Origin of the sequence: Tardiphaga sp. 20_F10_N6_6 (assembly GCF_052076045.1) — a bacterium.
Classification (GTDB): domain Bacteria; phylum Pseudomonadota; class Alphaproteobacteria; order Rhizobiales; family Xanthobacteraceae; genus Tardiphaga; species Tardiphaga robiniae.
Genome location: NZ_CP197239.1, coordinates 6,421,712 through 6,437,948, shown reverse-complemented (window position 1 = coordinate 6,437,948; position 16,237 = coordinate 6,421,712). Strand labels below are relative to the sequence as shown.

Here is a 16,237-nt window from a genome sequence, read left to right as displayed (position 1 = left end):
TAGCGCTTTTGTCATCCGGCTTGACGTGCCCGATCCGGCGCCAGCGATGTTCAGTCTTAAGTGCCCGAAATGCACAAAACTCTGGCTTTACTCTCCCCGCGATATTCGAATTATAGCCGCACCGGATTGTCCGCCACCGGATGAGTGAAATCGCTCGCTACAAGGGGAGCGACCGTCATTGGATTTTCCTTCACGGTGATTTGCGCGGGTGCGCGATACGACTCTTGATAAGCGTGATTTTGCAGGCAAGGATTCCGGCGTCGGAGAGACGGCCGATGTGCATTCTCGAAAAACTGCTGGTCGGATTCGGGCGGCGCGCCGCTGCGTCGGGGATGCTCATGGCAATAGCCATCTACGCTTGAAGCCCTCGCTCCAGCTCAAATCATGGACCGAAGCCCGCCACAGGGGCGCGGCGGCTCATCGGTCCTAGCTCGCCTTCATCATCTGCCCGTAGATGCCGAAATACTGGTCGCGCATATTAGCGATATCGAATTCGGTGACGAAGTCCTTGGCGGTCTTCGCGATCTTCGCGGCAAGCTCGGGCTGCGCCGCAAGCGCCGCGATCTTGTCGGCAAGATCCTCGGCGGATCCGACCTTGAATTTGATACCGTTCGAACCGTCTACCAGCAGTTCGGCCGGGCCATCGACATCCGCGGCGATGACAGGCAGGCCGACCGCCATGGCTTCGAGCAGCACCAGTCCGAAACCTTCGAAACGCGATGGCAGGACGAAGATATCGGCCTCGTCCAGCGGATGGCGCACATCGGTACGCCCGCACAGGAAGCGAACGCGATCGGCGACATTCTCGGCGATCGCCTGCGCCTTCAAACTCAGAAGGGTCGACTCGTCGCCCTCCGGTGGGCTGCCGACGAAATCGCAGCGAACGTCGAGCCCGCGCGCGACGCAGAGGCTGACCGCCTTGATTAGGATGTCCTGCCCCTTCTGCTTGGGATAGATACGGGCGACATTGATCAAACGTAATGGCGAGCTGAAATGGCGTTCACGGGCCATGGCGCGGAAGGCGCCCAGAGGAATGCCGTTATGCACCTTGAACAACCGCTGTAGATGCACGGCCTGGCATTCGCGTTCGACGGCGGCGGAGATGGCGATGTTCCAGTCGACGAAGCGGCGGTGCAGGCGCAGCTTCACGCGATCCCAGGTACCCGCGATGCCGGTATTGTGGATCGTGTAGCCGACGCTCATGGGCCGATACAATTTGCTCAGCATCGCGAAATGTTTCGCCCCGCTGTCATGCGCATGAATGACGCGAATGTCATGGCGGCGAATGATATTGAGCAGCGTCAGAATGATGCGCGGATTGCGATTGCCCGGCGCGCGTTTCAGAAAATAGATCGGGTGACCGGTGGCGGAGAGTTCGGCGGCGAGATCGGGATTGAGCCGGTCATTGATGACGACAAACACCTGCGGCACGCCCGCACCCGGTTCGCAACTGGCCGCAAAGTTGATCAGCAGCCGTTCGGCCCCGCCCACGGTCAGGGATGAAATCAACTGAAGTACAGACGCCACGTTTAAAATGCCCCCGGCCCGGATGCCGCGCAAATTCCCAGCTAGACCGTCATCCGGATTATTCCGCAGCAGCAATTGCGTAGAATTTCACAGGCGTCCGGACCGTGTTTCGCAACCTATTTCGACTGATGGTCATGGCTATTCTGCGGCGCACTGCGCCACGGAAACGAATTTAGGCGGAAAAGGCCAGGGCAACAACAGCGCGGTGTTTCCGACCTATGTGCAGGGCATCTGCGCGCAGTCGGGCCTCTGGCGGTCGTCGAAAAACTACAAGGACAAGACCTTCGCGGCGGCGATTGCGGTCTGGTCCGGCGGCAACAACGTCGAACCTTATATCAAGTTCGTCCTCGATCGGGTCATAACACCTTACGAGCCATGTGTACCGCATGGGCAACCGAGCCAGATCGCTTCAGGCTCAATCCAACCCACTTGACCTCGGGACTGATCGAACTTTCATAAGAAAATAATCTGAGAACACGTTATGAGCATGGAGGTATTTGAGAACCAGGTTATGAGATTGAAGCAGCAGCCTTTTACTCGGTTCGGTTGCCGGGCTAGGCTGATTGCGTGGGGGAATCGGCCGAAGCAATTTGCCGGGATAGGAAGCAAAAAATTGGAACGTCTATTTCTGACGTGGATCTATGCTGAGGGGTTCGGCGCGCGAGCCTTCAAGAGCCGAACGATTTGTGTCGCGGTTGTCTTTGTTGCCTCACTTTGGATGCTCGGAGTTTCTTTCGAGAAGATCGCTCTCATCGCAATATGTGCGACGTTCATACGCAGAGCCCCGATCTCAGTAAGCCTGATCGAAACCGCTGCGGTCGCGATTTTTCTTTTAGCTGTCTATCAGGAACTGAGGATTCCGCTCGGAAGCTTCGCACTGGCAGCCGTCCCGTAGGCGGTTTGAAAAGCTGGCCTTTACAGCACACGAAGGTGTCCGTCGGCAGGTGATTTGAGACTGATCAGGGGTTTATTGAAGGGAGGCTCGCCGAACCGCAGAGGCCGCGGAAACGCCTTTCGACGCTCCATCGTGGCGATTTCTGTCCCCGGGACCGTTCTTCCGGGCAAAGGCGCAGACCTCCGCAGTCCGCTTATCCCGACGGTTTCCCGCCGTTCACCAATGCCACGTCCAGCCAGCATGAGTGGCAGACCCCCGTAGTGGGGCCGGACGGTGACCAAGGCCTCCCGAGTGCGTGAGGGAACGTCTCCCTCCCGCCCGCAGGCGCCACATTCCGCCCCGCGCTAACAAGCGTCCCTGGCAACGCCCCTCAAAGTGGGACGGGATGCAGGAGAATATAATCTGCACCGGAATGGCGTCAAGGATTATTTTCAGATCCCTGCCGAACGAATGCGCGCACCGCACCGCGCCCTCGGCGCCTGCTACCACGTATAACGCGCAACACCCTTGCCAGCATAGCTGCGCGTGACATCCGAGAACTCGCCCTCGAATGTCGCTGCCAGCGAGAAGCCGCTGATGAAGCTCATCTCGGCCGAGGCGGTTGTCAGCGCTGCATCGCGTGCCGGCGCTGCGCCCGACACCGTGAACGATGCGCCTGGCAGCGACTGGAACGTGGCGGCGATGCTGCGATCGCTGTTGAAGTCATGCGCCCATGCCGCGCGGCCACGCAGCGTGAGGATCGCATCGGCCACGGCGAAGGACTTGTCGGTGCGCAGGCCGAGTTCGCTGCGGGTCGATGTCACTGTCTTGCCCGCGTAGTTCAGCGCAAAGGTGCTGGCGCCGCCATTGACGGTTTCCGCATAGGACGGCAGGTCAAATGCGATCACCTGCGCGGCGACATAGGGCGTCACGCCGACGCCGCCGAGCCATGGACCCACAGTGCGATTACCGCCTTCGACCCGCGCCGAATAGGAATTCGCAGTGAATTGCGCATGCAGGCGATCAAGGCCGGCGACGGTCACGATGCGATCGGTGGTGATGTCCTGCCAGCCATAGGCGGCCGCGGCGGTGATATAGGCAGACGACACGCTGTGGCGCACGAAGGCGCCCATCTGAAACATGTCCGAATGACCGCTGCCGCCATTGGCCACGGAGAAATTCGTGCCGGCGCCCGCGAGCGAGAATCCGGCCACCGTGTTCGGCGACAACAGCACATCGGCGCCGACGGCGGTGCCGCCGATGCTGCTGCGCGCGGTGTTCGATCCCGTCGTCGCATTGCCGTCGGTGGTCTGCGAGCCGCCGAAGCCCGCAGCCCAGACGCTCCAGCGTGTCTCGAAGGACGGCGCGCGCGGCGGCGCCTTGGTGAACATCGCGAAGGCATCGCGCGGCTTGCGCGCCTCCGCATATCCCATCGCGCCCGGCGCATCGAATCCCCTGCCCGCGCTGAACGGATCGGTCATCATGCCCATGAACTGCGTCATGGCGTTGAATGTCGTCTGCTGCGATCCCGTCGCCGTTTCGCCGGAGGTCTGCGTCAGCGCGTTGCGCAGCGCATCGCCGGTGAGTGCAAACAGCGCGTTGAACTGGCTCGGCATCGTGCCACCGCTCACCAGCGCATTGTCGATGGCAGTTGCGACGGCCTTCTGATTGCGGCTGGCACTGTCCGGCAGGTTCGGGCTGAGCAGGCCGGGATCGACGGTCAGCAACACGTCGTTGCCCACATAGCTCAGCCGCGCATTGCGCGCGAAGTTATTGACCACGGTTGTTGTGTCGAAGCTGCCGCTGATCGTGCCGGCAGTCAGGATCGTATAGGTCGTCGTCGCGGCGATGCGCGCCAGCGGATCGACCTTGACCTTGCCAGCCAGCGTCGCGGTGCCGGTGACGATGGTCTTGTCGGATGATGCTCCGGAGATCTGCACCAGATAGGTCGATGCCGCCGTCATCGTCAGGCTGCCGCTAACGGTGAGCGTGCCGATCGAATTGCCCGGCGCCAGCACGCCGCCATTGATCAGCATGTCGCCGACAAAACCGTTGCCGCCGAGCGTGCCGCCTAGATTCACCGTGGTCAGCGACGACGACGCGATCGAACCGTTGACGCTGAGCGTGCCGGCGTCGACCGTCGTCGTGCCGGTATAGGTGTTGATCCCGCTCAGCACGGTGTCGCCCGCACCGGTCTTCACCAGTTTGCCCTGGTCGGCGCCGCTATCGGAAATGACTCCGTCGAAGCTGTAGAAGTTCGAGCGATTGAAGATCAGCGTGCCGCCGTTGGTGACATCGCCGACAATCGAACCGGTGGGGCCGCCATTGCCGATCTGCAGCGTCGAACAGAAGCAGATCGCGGTGCCCCCGGTATAGGTGTTGGCGCCGGTCAGTGTCGTGACGCCGGCGCCGTCGATCCACAGCGACATCTTCGCCGCCGCGCCATCCCTGATCACGCCGGCAAAGGTCGTGCTGCTGTTGTTGAGGCCGACGACCAGAACCGCATCGGCGGCGTTGGCATTGGTCACGCTGCCGGCGCCGGCCAGCGAGCCGATGAACTGGAACGGGCTGTCGAGGGTCAGCGTGGCGCCGGCCGCGATCGTATAGGCGCTGTCCGGGCTGAGCGAGCCGCTCGCGAGCAGCGTGCCGGCAAGAATATTGGTGGCGCCCGTATAAATGCTGTTGCCGGTGAGCGACAGTGTACCGCCGCCGGTCTTGGTCAATGCGCCAGGCGTCCCGCCGCTGTCCGCGATATTGCCGGACAGTTCGAGAGTGCCGGTATCGACCTGCAGGGTGCCGCCGCCAGTGCCCAAAGCAATGTTGCGCGCCGATGAAAAGCCGGCAGTCGTCTGCAGCGTGCCGCCGGTGAAGGTCAGCGCACCCGCTGCACCGCCGAGGTTGGCATCCTGCGCGACGCTGATGGTGCCGCCGGCAAAGGTCGTGCCGCCGGTGTAGGTGTTGATCCCGGACAGGATCATCGTGCCGGCGCCAGTCTTCACCAGCGAGCCGCCGGTGCCGCCGTCGGCGATGACGCCGGTGACGTTGGTCGAGAGGTTGTTGCCGCCGACCGTCAACTCTTTTTGGCCCAGTCTGAAAGTGCCGCCGCCGTTGATAGAGCCGGCGCTGAGCTTGTTGTCGCCAAGGGGCCCGGTCGATCCGCCGAAATCCGTGGTACCCGCCGCGCCATTGGTGATGGCCGCGTTGCCGGCCGTGCTGGTGTTGATGAATTGCAGTTGGAAGTTGTTGGCGATGGTGGCACTGCCGGCCGTGCTGGAGTTGGCGAAAGCCATTACGCTGTTGTTGGTGATGTCGACTGAGCCGCCGTTGACGACGATGCCGGCGCCGACGAAAAAGAGACTGCTGCCGACGGCGAAGCTGTAAGCCGAAGCACCGGCATTGAAGGTCCAGCCGCCGAGGGTCGTAGAGACCGAAAATGACAGCGCGGCGACGCCGGACGTGCCGAAGAAGGCGGTGCCGGTCGGCACCGCGGCCGGGCCCCAGTTCGCTGCCGTGTTGAAGTCGCCCGAGCCAGGCGCGCTCAGCCAGGTTGCGTCCTGCGCCGCCGCAGGCAGCGTCGTCAGAACCAGCGCCGTTGCGGCGACAAGGTGGGCGAGCCAGCGGCGCGCCACTCGTTGATTAAAAACCCGCATCGCTACCCGCCACCCGTTGCAATTTAACGCAGAGAGCGCGGTGAGTTCATGCACTCGAATCCAATATGGCATGATGCTACCGCGTCGTCGCCTCATTATTTCTCACCGCAAGCGACTGGAGGAGCTGGTCGGCTTTTGGCAGCGAGATTGCCGGCGCACTGAGGCCGCCCAGCCACGCTCGGTAATATTCGACCATTGATTTGCCTTCAATTGTCGGCAAAACCCGTCGCAGATCTGCTATATTCCGCAGACCGCCTCAAATGATGTTGCCGCCATGCCAGTAGCCCGCCGCGTCCCCGTTTTTGTCTGTCTTGTGCTGTTGTCCTGCAGCCTTGGCGGTTGTGGCTCAATCAGTTCATTCATGGCCGGCGGCATGGCCGACCTGATCCCGGCATGGGCTGGCGGACTGCCAGCAGACGCGCCGCCGCGTCCGGGCTCTCCCGAATACGAAGCCTATGCGAAGCGGCACGAGCAGCAGCAGTCCGGCGCCATGACGGGGCCCGACGCCGCCACATCGCCCTCTGCAGAAGCCGTTCGCTGATCGCGCTATCGCGCCCCGACGGCGTCGCTCAGTTCATGAAAACAACGGTCTTCATTCCGTTGAGGATCACGCGATCCTCGAGGTGATAGCGCATCGCGCGTGCCAGCACGCGGCGTTCGATGTCGCGGCCCTTGGCCACGAGTTCTTCCGGCGTGTCGCGATGGCTGATACGCTCGACGTCCTGATCGATGATCGGACCTTCGTCGAGATCGCTGGTCACGTAATGCGCCGTGGCGCCGATCAGCTTGACGCCGCGCGCGTGCGCCTGGTGATACGGCCGTGCGCCCTTGAAGCCCGGCAGGAACGAATGATGGATGTTGATGCACTTGCCGGACAGTTTCGCCGACATCTCGTCGGACAGGATCTGCATGTAACGCGCCAGCACCACGAGCTCGGTCTCGGTCGTGCCGACCAGATCCCAGATCGCCTGCTCCTGCTCGCGCTTGGTCTCCTTGGTGATCGGCATGTGGTGGAACGGGATGTCGCCGAAATCGAGATCCTTGAAGGCTTCGCGCGGATGGTTCGAGACGACCGCGGTGGGGATCATATCGAGATCGCCGGTGCGCCAGCGATACAGGATATCGACGAGGCAGTGATCGGACTTCGACACCAGCAGCATGACGCGGCGACGCGTCGCCCGGTCGCGCATCTGCCAGTCCATCTTGAAGCGCTCGGCGATGGCGCCGAAGCCGGTCTTCAGCGCCGCCAGCTCGACATTGACATCTGCGGCGTTGAACACGACGCGCATGAAGAAGTGGCCGGTCTCGACATCGTTGAACTGCTGGGCATCGAGAATGTTCTGGCCATTTTGGGCCAGAAAGGTCGATACCGCGGACACGATGCCAGGGCGGTCTGGACAGGACAGGGTCAGGACGAATTGATGGGACATGGGACGGGCTGATCTGCTTCAAGTGAACCGGAAATCGAGGCCCTGCTCTATCATCCGCGGCGGCCTTGCGCCAATCCAATTGCGCGCTGCAATATGGACGTCATTGCCAGCGAATTAACGTGCGAAAACAGGCAGAAAACAGAGATGGCTGACAAGCTCAACGGTTACCGCATCCTGATCCTGGAGACCCGCGAGGAAGCGCAATTCTCCCGCCTGCTGACCGAACAGGGCGCCAATGTGCTGCAATGTCCGATGTTCACCATCGAGGACACGCCGGATTCCGCTCCGGTCGAGGCCTGGATCGGCCGGTTCATCGCTAACCCGTTCGACGACCTCGTTTTAATGACCGGCGAAGGGCTTCGCCGGATGATGAAAATCGTGCGTCAACGCGGCATCGAAAAAGAGTTCGTCGCCGCGGTCGGCAAATCCCGCAAATTCGCACGCGGACCGAAGCCCGGTCGCGCCTTGCGCGAGATCGGCCTCGAGGCTGACATCACCACCGAGAAGCCGACCTCCGAAGGCGTCGCCGAAATGCTGTCGCGGCTCGATCTCAAAGGCCATCGCCTCGGCCTGCAGCTCTACCCCGAGAAGGACCACACCGTTCTGATATCAGCGATCACCGCCTGCGGCGCCGAGGTCGATACGGTGCTGCCTTACGTCTACGACTCCAAGGCCGCTGAAACGAACATCCTCTCGGCCATCGACGAAATGGAAGCCGGCCGCGTCGATGCCATCGCGCTGACGAGTTCGGGTCAGGTGCGCCGTCTCGTCGATGCTGCGAAGGCGCACGGCCACGAGGATCAATTGCGCAGTGCACTTTCAAAGACACCGATCGCATCGGTTGGTCCCGTCGTGTCTGATGAATTGAAATCGTACGGCCTCGAGGCCGACATCTATCCAGCCAATGATGCGTTCTTCATGAAGCCGCTGATCTCGGCGATGTCGATCGCGCTCGACAAGGCTGCAGCGCGCGCCGAATGACTTGACGCCCGCACACATCTCGACATGATGCCCCGACACATAAAAAAATGATCGGGCGGAAATGCCAAACTTGCCACTATCGGATTTGCGTGTCGCGGAAATCGGATCCGGCGATACGCTGGATTACTGCGGCAAACTGTTTTCCGATTTCGGCGCCGAGGTCATCAAGATCGAACCGCCGGGCGGCGATCATGCGCGGCAATACCCGCCGCTCGTCGATGCCGGCAATGGCCGCCGCGAGAGCGGATATTTCGCCTGGCTGAATACCAACAAGCGCAGTGTCATCGCCGATCTCAACAAGTCCGACGATGTCGCGCGTGTTCGTGCATTGCTTGCGACATGCGACCTGCTGATCGACGCGCGCGCGCCTTCGGAGATTCCGAACTCACTTTTGACGCATGATGATCTGCGCAACGAGCAACCCGGCCTCGCGATCACCGCGATCTCGTGGTTCGGCGAACACGGCCTCTACAGCAATTATCAGACGACGGACTCCGTCTGTCGCAGTCTCGCGGGCAGCGTGAAGCTGGTCGGTGCGCAGGAAGGCCCGCCGGTGCTGCCGCGCGACGGCCAGATCGCCGTCATGGCCGGCCTCACTGCGTTCATCCCGACGCTGGCCGGCATGTATGATCGCAACACCGGCGCACGACGCTTTGCGGTCAGCGCCCATGAGGCGATGCTGCAGATCAGCGAATTCGACACAGGACTCGCGCTGGAAGTCGGCTTCACGCGGCCCCGCATGGCCATCAACCGGTTCGGCCGCGGCTATCCCGTCGGCAATTTTCCGACCAAAGACGGCTGGCTCGGCATCACCGTCGTGACACCGGCGCAATGGGCCGCATTCTGCGTGATGCTCGGCCTTCCCGAACTGGAGACAGAGTCGCAGTTCAACGACGGTCTCGCGCGCACCAACAATTCCAAAGCGCTGTTCGATATCTTCCAGCCCATCCTGATGCACAAGAGCGCAAACGAATGGTTCGAGATGGGCATCAAGCTGCGTCTTCCGCTCGCTGTCGTGCCGGACATGGAGACGCTGCTGAAGCAGCAATACTATCGCGACCGCGGCGCCTTCGCGAAGGTCGACATCGGGACCGCATCATTCGATGCGCCGGTGCTGCCGCAAGCGCTTACCGGCTCGCGGCCGAAGCCCAATGGCCGCGCGCCATTTGCCGGCGACGACACGATCGACGCCCTGCTTGCGCATCAGCGCGTGGCGACGAGGCAGGCAACGCCGGATGATCCGCAGCCGCTGAAGGGGCTGCGCATTATCGATCTCACCATGGGATGGGCCGGGCCATCGGCAACACGGCAGATGGGCGATCTCGGCGCCGACGTCATCAAGGTCGAGTCCTGCCAGTATCCCGACTGGTTTCGTGGCACCGATCCGCGCGGCCCGTATTTTCCCGAGCGCACCTACGAGAAGATCTACTGGTTTCAGCAGATGAACCGCAACAAGCGCGGCATCACGCTGGATCTCACCAATCCGCGCGGCAAGGAGCTGCTGAAACAACTGCTCGCCGGCGCCGATGCTGTGATCGACAACTATGCCGCCGACGTGCTGCCACGCATGGGCCTCGATGCGGCGGCGATGCACAAGATCAATCCGCGTCTCATCGTCGTGACCATGCCCGCCTTCGGCATGACCGGCCCATGGAGCGGCGTGCGCGCCTATGGCTCGACGCTGGAGCAGGCCTCAGGCCTGCCATCTGTCACCGGCCGTGAAGGCGATCCGCCGACCATGCTGCATGCCGCGCTCGGTGATCCCTTCGGCGGCGTCAGTGCTGCGGCGGCATTGATGCTCGGCTTCATGCATCAGAAGAATACCGGCCTCGGCCAACACATCGATCTCAGTGCGACGGAAGCCCTGCTGCCTCTTGTCGCACCCTCGGTCATCGAGCAATCAGCCACCGGCAAATCCGGCCCGCGCATCGGCAACCGGCATCCGCGCTTCGTGCCGAACGGTTGCTTTCCCTGTCTTGGCGAAGATCAGTGGATCACCATTGCCGTGCGCAATGACGACGAATGGCGGGCGCTGTGCAAGGTCATGCATCGCAACGACCTGGCTGAAGATGCTGCACTTGCCACCACCGAGGGACGCCGCGCCGAAGAGGACCGTATCGAGGTCGCGGTCCGGCATTGGACGACGACCGTGCGGCCGGACCTTGCCATGGTGACGCTGCAGGACGCCGGCGTGCCCGCGGGTACCGCGCGACTGCCGCTGGATCTGGCCGGGGATCCGCACCTGCTCGCAGTCGGCCACTGGCAGCCCGTGACCAAGGTATTTATGGGCCCGCATCTACTGCCCTCCGTTGCCTATCGCGAAGGCAGTGCAAAAATGCCCTATCCGATCACCCGGCTGGCGCCGACGCTCGGCCAGCACAATGAGGAAGTCCTGCGCGATCTCCTGGGCCTCAGCGCCACCGAAATCGACGAATTGCGCGCCGCGGAAATCATTGGCGACGCTGCGATATCCAAGAAAGCGAAGGCCGCGCCTACGACCAAGTGAGGCTGCAAGTGAGGCTTGCAGCTTCGGCGGCCATGGCTCACACTCCCGGCATAAGGCCAGCGACGGATGGATCAAAAGATTCGGCGTCGCGAAAACGGCCAGCACAAATGCTTCCAGGGAGAAACACCATGCGCAAACTAGCCCTCATTGCGTCCATTGCGCTGCCGATGCTCGGCGGCACGGCGATGGCGCAGGAGACCGTGAAGATCGGTTATATCGATCCACTCTCCGGCGGCGGCGCCAGCGTCGGCGAAGTCGGCCTCAAGACCTTCCAGTTCCTGGCAGACGAGCTGAACGCCAAGGGCGGCATTCTCGGCAAGAAGGTCGAGATCGTCCCACTCGACAACAAGACCAATCCGCAAGAGAGCCTGATCCAGGCGCAGAAGGCGATCGATGGCGGCATTCGCTACATCACCCAGGGCAACGGCTCGTCAGTCGCCGGTGCGCTGTCGGATTTCGTCACCAAATTCAACGACCGCAATCCTGGCAAGGAAGTCCTGTACTTCAACTATGCCGCCGTTGATCCGGTTCTGACCAACGAGAAATGCAGCTTCTGGCATTTCCGCTGGGATGCCAATTCAGACATCAAGATGGAAGCGCTCACCAATTACATCAAGACCGTGCCCGCGGTGAAGAACGTCTACCTGATCAATCAGGACTACTCGTTCGGTCAGTCGGTGCGGAGCCAGGCGCGCGCCATGCTCGGCGCCAAGCGGCCCGACGTGAAGATCGTCGGCGACGAACTGCATCCGCTGCTGAAGATCACCGACTTTGCGCCATACATTGCGAAGATCAAGGCATCTGGTGCCGACAGCGTCATCACCGGCAACTGGGGTCAGGATTTTGCCCTCTTGCTGAAGGCAGCGGCTGACGCGGGCCTGAAGGTGAGCTGGTTCACCTATTATGCCGGCGGCACCGGCGGCCCAACCGCGATCAAGCAGGCCGGCCTGAACCACCAAGTGTTCCAGATCGCCGAAGGCATCCCGAATCTCGGCCACGCCTCGGCCGACGTGTTCGAAAAGGCACTGCGCGCGAAGTATGACTTCAGCCTGTTCTATCCGCGCGCTGTGAACGAGATGCGCATGTTCGCAGCGGCCGCCGAGAAGGCGAAGTCACTCGATCCGGTGAAGGTGGCCGCAGCCCTCGAAGGCATGGAGTTCGAGGTGTTCGACGGCGGCAAGGGCAATATGCGCAAGGACGACCATCAGTTCTTCCAGCCGATGTATATCGCCTCGTTCGGCGAACGCACCGACAAGGAGCCGTTCGACGAGGAAAAGACCGGCTGGGGCTGGAAGCTGGCCGCCAAGATCGACACGCCGCAGACGGTGCTGCCGACGACCTGCAAGATGGAACGGCCGTAAGCCCTGCCTTCTCCCCGCCTGCGGGGAGAAGGTGGACCGAACTTGCAGAGCAAGTTCGGGACGGATGAGGGGGACTCTCAGTTTCACTCACTGCCTCCCCCTCACCCGGATTGCTGCGCAATCCGACCTCTCCCCGCAAGCGGGGAGAGGTTAAGACGCCGCCGCACTCCGGCACACTCCTCACCCGAGAGGCAGATACTTCGTGCTTGAACTGATCGTCATTTCCACGCTCAACGGCGTCCTCTACGGCATGCTGCTATTCTTGATGGCCTCTGGCCTGACGGTGATCTTCAGCATGCTTGGCGTGCTGAACTTCGCCCATGCCAGTTTCTATATGCTCGGCGCATTCTTCGGCTTCCAGATCAGCCGCTGGTTCGGCTTCTGGCCGGCGCTGATCCTCGCACCGCTGCTGGCCGGCGCGCTCGGCGCCGCCGTCGAACGCTACGGCCTGCGTCACGTTCACAAGAACGGCCACGTCGCCGAGCTCCTGTTCACCTTCGGGCTTGCTTTCGCCATCGAGGAGATCGTGCAGATTATCTGGGGCAAGAGCCCGGTCGATTTCCGCGTACCGCCGCTGCTCGACTTCCCGGCCTTCACGCTGTTTTCCACCAACTATCCGGCCTTCAAGATCTTCATGCTGGTCGTCTCCATCGTGATCTTCATCGGATTGCTGGTAGTGCTGAAGCGCACGCGCATCGGCCTGATCGTGCAGGCGGCGTTGACCCATCCGCATATGGTCGGCCATCTCGGGCACAATGTCGGGCGTATCTTCATGCTGGTGTTCGGCGTCGGCACAGCGCTTGCGGCCGTCGCTGGCGTGATCGCAGGCCCGGCCCTGGTCACGCAATCCAACATGGCCGGTCTGCTGGGTCCGATCCTGTTCGTCGTCGTGGTCGTTGGTGGCCTCGGCTCGCTGCCCGGTGCCTTCATCGCATCATTGCTGATCGGCCTCGTGCAGACTTTTGCTGTGTCGATGAACGGCTCGCTGGCCGGCGCCTTCGGCCCGCTCAGCCCCGACTATGCCGCGACCTGGCTGTCCGACATCTGGAACGTCACCGTCGCCCAGATCGCGCCGATCATGCCCTATCTGCTGCTGGTGCTGATCCTGATCTTCCGCCCGATGGGCCTGCTGGGAACACGCGACACATGAGCGACGCCACCGCCAAAATTCCGGCAACCATCGCGCCGCCCCGCCCCGCCGCCTCCGACCGGCTGAAGTTCTACGGCATCTGGATCGCCGCCGCGCTGGCGCTGCTGGTGCTGCCGAAACTGTTCTCGTCGGGCGGATCGCTGACCACCTTCAGCCTGATCGGCATCTCGATCATCTTCTCGCTGTCCTACAACATCCTGCTCGGCCAGACCGGCATGCTGTCGTTCGGCCATGCCGTTTATTACGGCCTCGGCGGCTTCCTCGCGATCCACGCCATCAACATCATCGCCAGGAACAAGTTCGCGATCCCGCTGCCGCTGGTGCCGCTGGTCGGCGGCGCGGCTGGCCTCATCTTCGCCATGCTGCTCGGCTGGGTGTCGACGCGGCGCTCCGGTACGGCCTTTGCGATGATCTCGCTTGGCGTCGCAGAACTCGTCGCATCCTCGGCGCTGATCCTGCGCACCTTCTTCGGCGGCGAAGCTGGCGTCTCCGCCAACCGCACAAAGGTGCTTCGTCTATTCGACTGGAGCTTCGGCCCGCAGATCCAGATCTATTATCTGGTCGCGGCATGGACGTTGATCGCCGTCATCGCGATGTATGCCCTCACCCGCACGCCGCTCGGGCGCATGTGCAACGCCGTGCGCGACAATCCCGAACGCGTGCAGTTCGTCGGCTACGATCCGCACATCATCCGTTATATCGCCTTCTGCTTCTCTGGCCTGTTTGCCGGCATAGCAGGCGCGCTAGCCGCGATCAATTTCGAGATCGCCAATTCGGCCTATCTCGGCGCCGTGCAATCGGGCACCGTGCTGTTCGCCACCTATATCGGCGGCGTCGGCTTCTTCATCGGCCCGATCGTCGGCGCGATCTTCGTCACGCTGCTGTCGCTCGGCCTCTCCGATCTCACGCAGGTCTGGCAGCTCTATTTCGGTCTGATTTTCATCGCCGTGGTGATGTTCGCGCCCGGCGGCATCACCGGACTACTGATGATGCACCGTCCACTGCTGAAAGGCGGCACGCTCAGCCGCGTGCTGCCGAGCTATCTCGTCGCCTTCGTACCGACGCTGGCGATGATCACCGGCCTGATGCTGGCGATCGAGACCACCGTCCACTTCACCGTCAATCCCGGCGAGGATTCACACATCAAGGCGTTCGGCATCCCGTTCGACGCGGCGAACCCGGCAATCTGGGCCGTTGCCGCCGTGCTACTGATCGGCGGCTTCATCATGGCGCGCAAGACCTGGGCGCGCGTCGCCGGCAGTTGGGACGGTGCCCTGACCGCCGCGCGCGAGAAGGGAGTGGCCGCATGAGCACCGCCATTGAATTGCGCGGCGTCGAGAAGACCTTCGGCATCACCTCCGTGATCCGCAACGTTAATCTCTCGGTAGCCCAAGGCGAACGCCACGCGCTGATCGGCCCCAACGGCGCCGGCAAGTCGACACTGTTCAATCTGATATCAGGCTATATGAAGCCATCAGTCGGCAGCATCCTGCTGCGCGATCAGGTGATCTCCGGCCTGCCGCCGTTCCAGATCAACCGCCGCGGACTGTCGCGCAGCTTCCAGGTCACCAACGTCTTTGCCAAGATGAGCGTGTGGGAAAACCTGCGCTGCGCTGTGCTGTGGGCCACCGGCCATCGTTACGCGTTCTGGAAGAATGTCGACAACCTGCCCGAGGTGCGCGACCGCACCGCGCAGATCCTGCAGGATATCAACCTCGTATCGCGCCGCGACGTGCCCGCAGGTCTCTTGACCTATGCCGAACAGCGCGCGCTTGAAATCGGCATCACCATTGCCGGCGGCGCCGATGTCATCCTGCTGGACGAGCCCACGGCCGGCATGAGCCATGCCGAGACCGAACGCGCCGTGGCACTGATCCGGCGGCTGACGGAGGGCCGCACGCTGCTGATCGTCGAGCACGACATGAGCGTGGTGTTCGGCCTCGCCGACCGCATCTCGGTTCTGGTCTATGGCCAGATCATCGCCTCGGGGACGCCGGAGGAAATCCGCGGCAATCCCAAGGTCAAGGAAGCCTATCTCGGCGAGGAAGTGGCGTGATGCTCCAAGTTCAGGACCTGCACGCCTATTACGGCAAGAGCCACATCCTGCAGGGCGTCGATCTGCATATCGATGCCGGCGAAGTAGTCTCGCTGCTCGGCCGCAACGGCGTCGGGCGTTCGACCACCGTGAAGGCCATCATGGGTGAAGTGCCGCCACACGGCACCATCACCTTCAAGGGCGCCAATATCGCCGGCCTGCCGAGCTTCAGGATCGCGCATCTCGGCCTCGGCTATGTACCGGAGCATCGCGACATCTTTCCGGGCCTCACGGTACGGCAGAACCTGATGCTGGGGATCAAGGATCCGCGTCATCCCGGCAAGTGGAAACTCGACGACATGCTCGGCATGTTTCCGAACCTCGCCGCGCGCGCCGACACTGCGGCCGGCGTGCTGTCCGGCGGCGAGAAGCAGATGCTGACGATCTGCCGGACGCTGATGGGCGATCCTGAACTCGTGATGATCGACGAGCCCACCGAGGGCCTTGCACCGATCATCGTCCAGCAGGTCGGCGACCTCATCGCCGAGATCGCACGCCGCGGCGTCGCGATCCTGCTGGTCGAGCAGAAGCTGTCGATCGCGCTGCGCATCTCGCATCGGGTCTATGTGATGGGGCACGGCCGTATCGTGTTCGAGGGAACGCCGGCCGAACTCAAGGCCAATGACGCCGTGCGCAGGGAATGGCTGGAAGTCTGAGCATCGC

General features: G+C 62.4%; 12 protein-coding genes. 9 read left to right on the top strand and 3 right to left on the bottom strand.

What is annotated here, in order from left to right; all coding sequences use genetic code 11:
- Window positions 1-426: 426 nt before the first annotated feature.
- The gene (locus tag AB7813_RS30650) at window positions 427-1,527 is read right to left on the bottom strand and encodes a glycosyltransferase (RefSeq protein WP_441228955.1); all 1,101 of its coding nucleotides are present in this window, start codon (window positions 1,525-1,527) and stop codon (window positions 427-429) included.
- 205 nt (window positions 1,528-1,732) lie between these two features.
- Between AB7813_RS30650 and AB7813_RS30645 the strand changes: the two genes are divergently transcribed.
- Window positions 1,733-1,960, top strand: a complete 228-nt coding sequence (locus AB7813_RS30645) for a hypothetical protein (protein ID WP_441228954.1) — start codon at window positions 1,733-1,735, stop codon at window positions 1,958-1,960.
- Between the two features lie 944 nt (window positions 1,961-2,904).
- Here AB7813_RS30645 and AB7813_RS30640 read toward each other — a convergent pair.
- Window positions 2,905-6,030, bottom strand: a complete 3,126-nt coding sequence (locus AB7813_RS30640) for an autotransporter outer membrane beta-barrel domain-containing protein (protein WP_441228953.1) — start codon at window positions 6,028-6,030, stop codon at window positions 2,905-2,907.
- A gap of 382 nt (window positions 6,031-6,412) precedes the next feature.
- Between AB7813_RS30640 and AB7813_RS30635 the strand changes: the two genes are divergently transcribed.
- A complete protein-coding gene (locus AB7813_RS30635; RefSeq protein WP_441228952.1) occupies window positions 6,413-6,592 on the top strand; it encodes a hypothetical protein in 180 nt (59 codons plus the stop codon).
- 28 nt (window positions 6,593-6,620) lie between these two features.
- Here AB7813_RS30635 and purU read toward each other — a convergent pair whose 3' ends face one another.
- Complete coding sequence (gene purU / locus AB7813_RS30630) at window positions 6,621-7,481, bottom strand: formyltetrahydrofolate deformylase (protein ID WP_441228951.1); 861 nt, start codon at window positions 7,479-7,481, stop codon at window positions 6,621-6,623.
- Between the two features lie 144 nt (window positions 7,482-7,625).
- On the opposite strand from purU, the gene AB7813_RS30625 reads away from it, so the two are divergent.
- From AB7813_RS30625 to AB7813_RS30595, 7 genes are all read left to right on the top strand, one after another.
- Entirely contained in the window at window positions 7,626-8,462 is an 837-nt protein-coding gene (locus AB7813_RS30625; RefSeq protein ID WP_441228950.1) for a uroporphyrinogen-III synthase, read from the top strand.
- Between the two features lie 61 nt (window positions 8,463-8,523).
- Window positions 8,524-10,968: a CoA transferase gene (locus tag AB7813_RS30620; RefSeq protein ID WP_441228949.1), complete on the top strand. Its 2,445-nt coding sequence runs from the start codon at window positions 8,524-8,526 to the stop codon at window positions 10,966-10,968.
- 128 nt (window positions 10,969-11,096) lie between these two features.
- Entirely contained in the window at window positions 11,097-12,329 is a 1,233-nt protein-coding gene (locus AB7813_RS30615; RefSeq protein ID WP_089268117.1) for a branched-chain amino acid ABC transporter substrate-binding protein, read from the top strand.
- 202 nt (window positions 12,330-12,531) lie between these two features.
- A complete protein-coding gene (locus AB7813_RS30610) occupies window positions 12,532-13,479 on the top strand; it encodes a branched-chain amino acid ABC transporter permease (protein WP_068738207.1) in 948 nt (315 codons plus the stop codon).
- Window positions 13,476-14,789 carry a branched-chain amino acid ABC transporter permease gene (locus AB7813_RS30605; protein ID WP_441228948.1) on the top strand — a complete coding sequence of 438 codons (1,314 nt, stop codon included), beginning with the start codon at window positions 13,476-13,478 and terminating at the stop codon, window positions 14,787-14,789. The genes AB7813_RS30610 and AB7813_RS30605 overlap by 4 nt, the downstream gene beginning before the upstream one ends.
- Entirely contained in the window at window positions 14,786-15,535 is a 750-nt protein-coding gene (locus AB7813_RS30600) for an ABC transporter ATP-binding protein (RefSeq protein ID WP_441228947.1), read from the top strand. The genes AB7813_RS30605 and AB7813_RS30600 overlap by 4 nt, the downstream gene beginning before the upstream one ends.
- Complete coding sequence (locus AB7813_RS30595; protein WP_089268120.1) at window positions 15,535-16,230, top strand: ABC transporter ATP-binding protein; 696 nt, start codon at window positions 15,535-15,537, stop codon at window positions 16,228-16,230. The genes AB7813_RS30600 and AB7813_RS30595 overlap by 1 nt, the downstream gene beginning before the upstream one ends.
- Window positions 16,231-16,237 lie beyond the last annotated feature (7 nt).

Excerpts from the sequence above, each read along its gene's own strand:
- AB7813_RS30635 (WP_441228952.1), top strand. The coding sequence starts at position 6,413 with ATGGCCGGCGGCATGGCCGACCTGATCCCGGCATGGGCTGGCGGACTG.
- purU (WP_441228951.1), bottom strand. The coding sequence starts at position 7,481 with ATGTCCCATCAATTCGTCCTGACCCTGTCCTGTCCAGACCGCCCTGGC.
- AB7813_RS30625 (WP_441228950.1), top strand. The coding sequence starts at position 7,626 with ATGGCTGACAAGCTCAACGGTTACCGCATCCTGATCCTGGAGACCCGC.
- AB7813_RS30620 (WP_441228949.1), top strand. The coding sequence starts at position 8,524 with ATGCCAAACTTGCCACTATCGGATTTGCGTGTCGCGGAAATCGGATCC.
- AB7813_RS30615 (WP_089268117.1), top strand. The coding sequence starts at position 11,097 with ATGCGCAAACTAGCCCTCATTGCGTCCATTGCGCTGCCGATGCTCGGC.
- AB7813_RS30605 (WP_441228948.1), top strand. The coding sequence starts at position 13,476 with ATGAGCGACGCCACCGCCAAAATTCCGGCAACCATCGCGCCGCCCCGC.
- AB7813_RS30600 (WP_441228947.1), top strand. The coding sequence starts at position 14,786 with ATGAGCACCGCCATTGAATTGCGCGGCGTCGAGAAGACCTTCGGCATC.
- AB7813_RS30595 (WP_089268120.1), top strand. The coding sequence starts at position 15,535 with ATGCTCCAAGTTCAGGACCTGCACGCCTATTACGGCAAGAGCCACATC.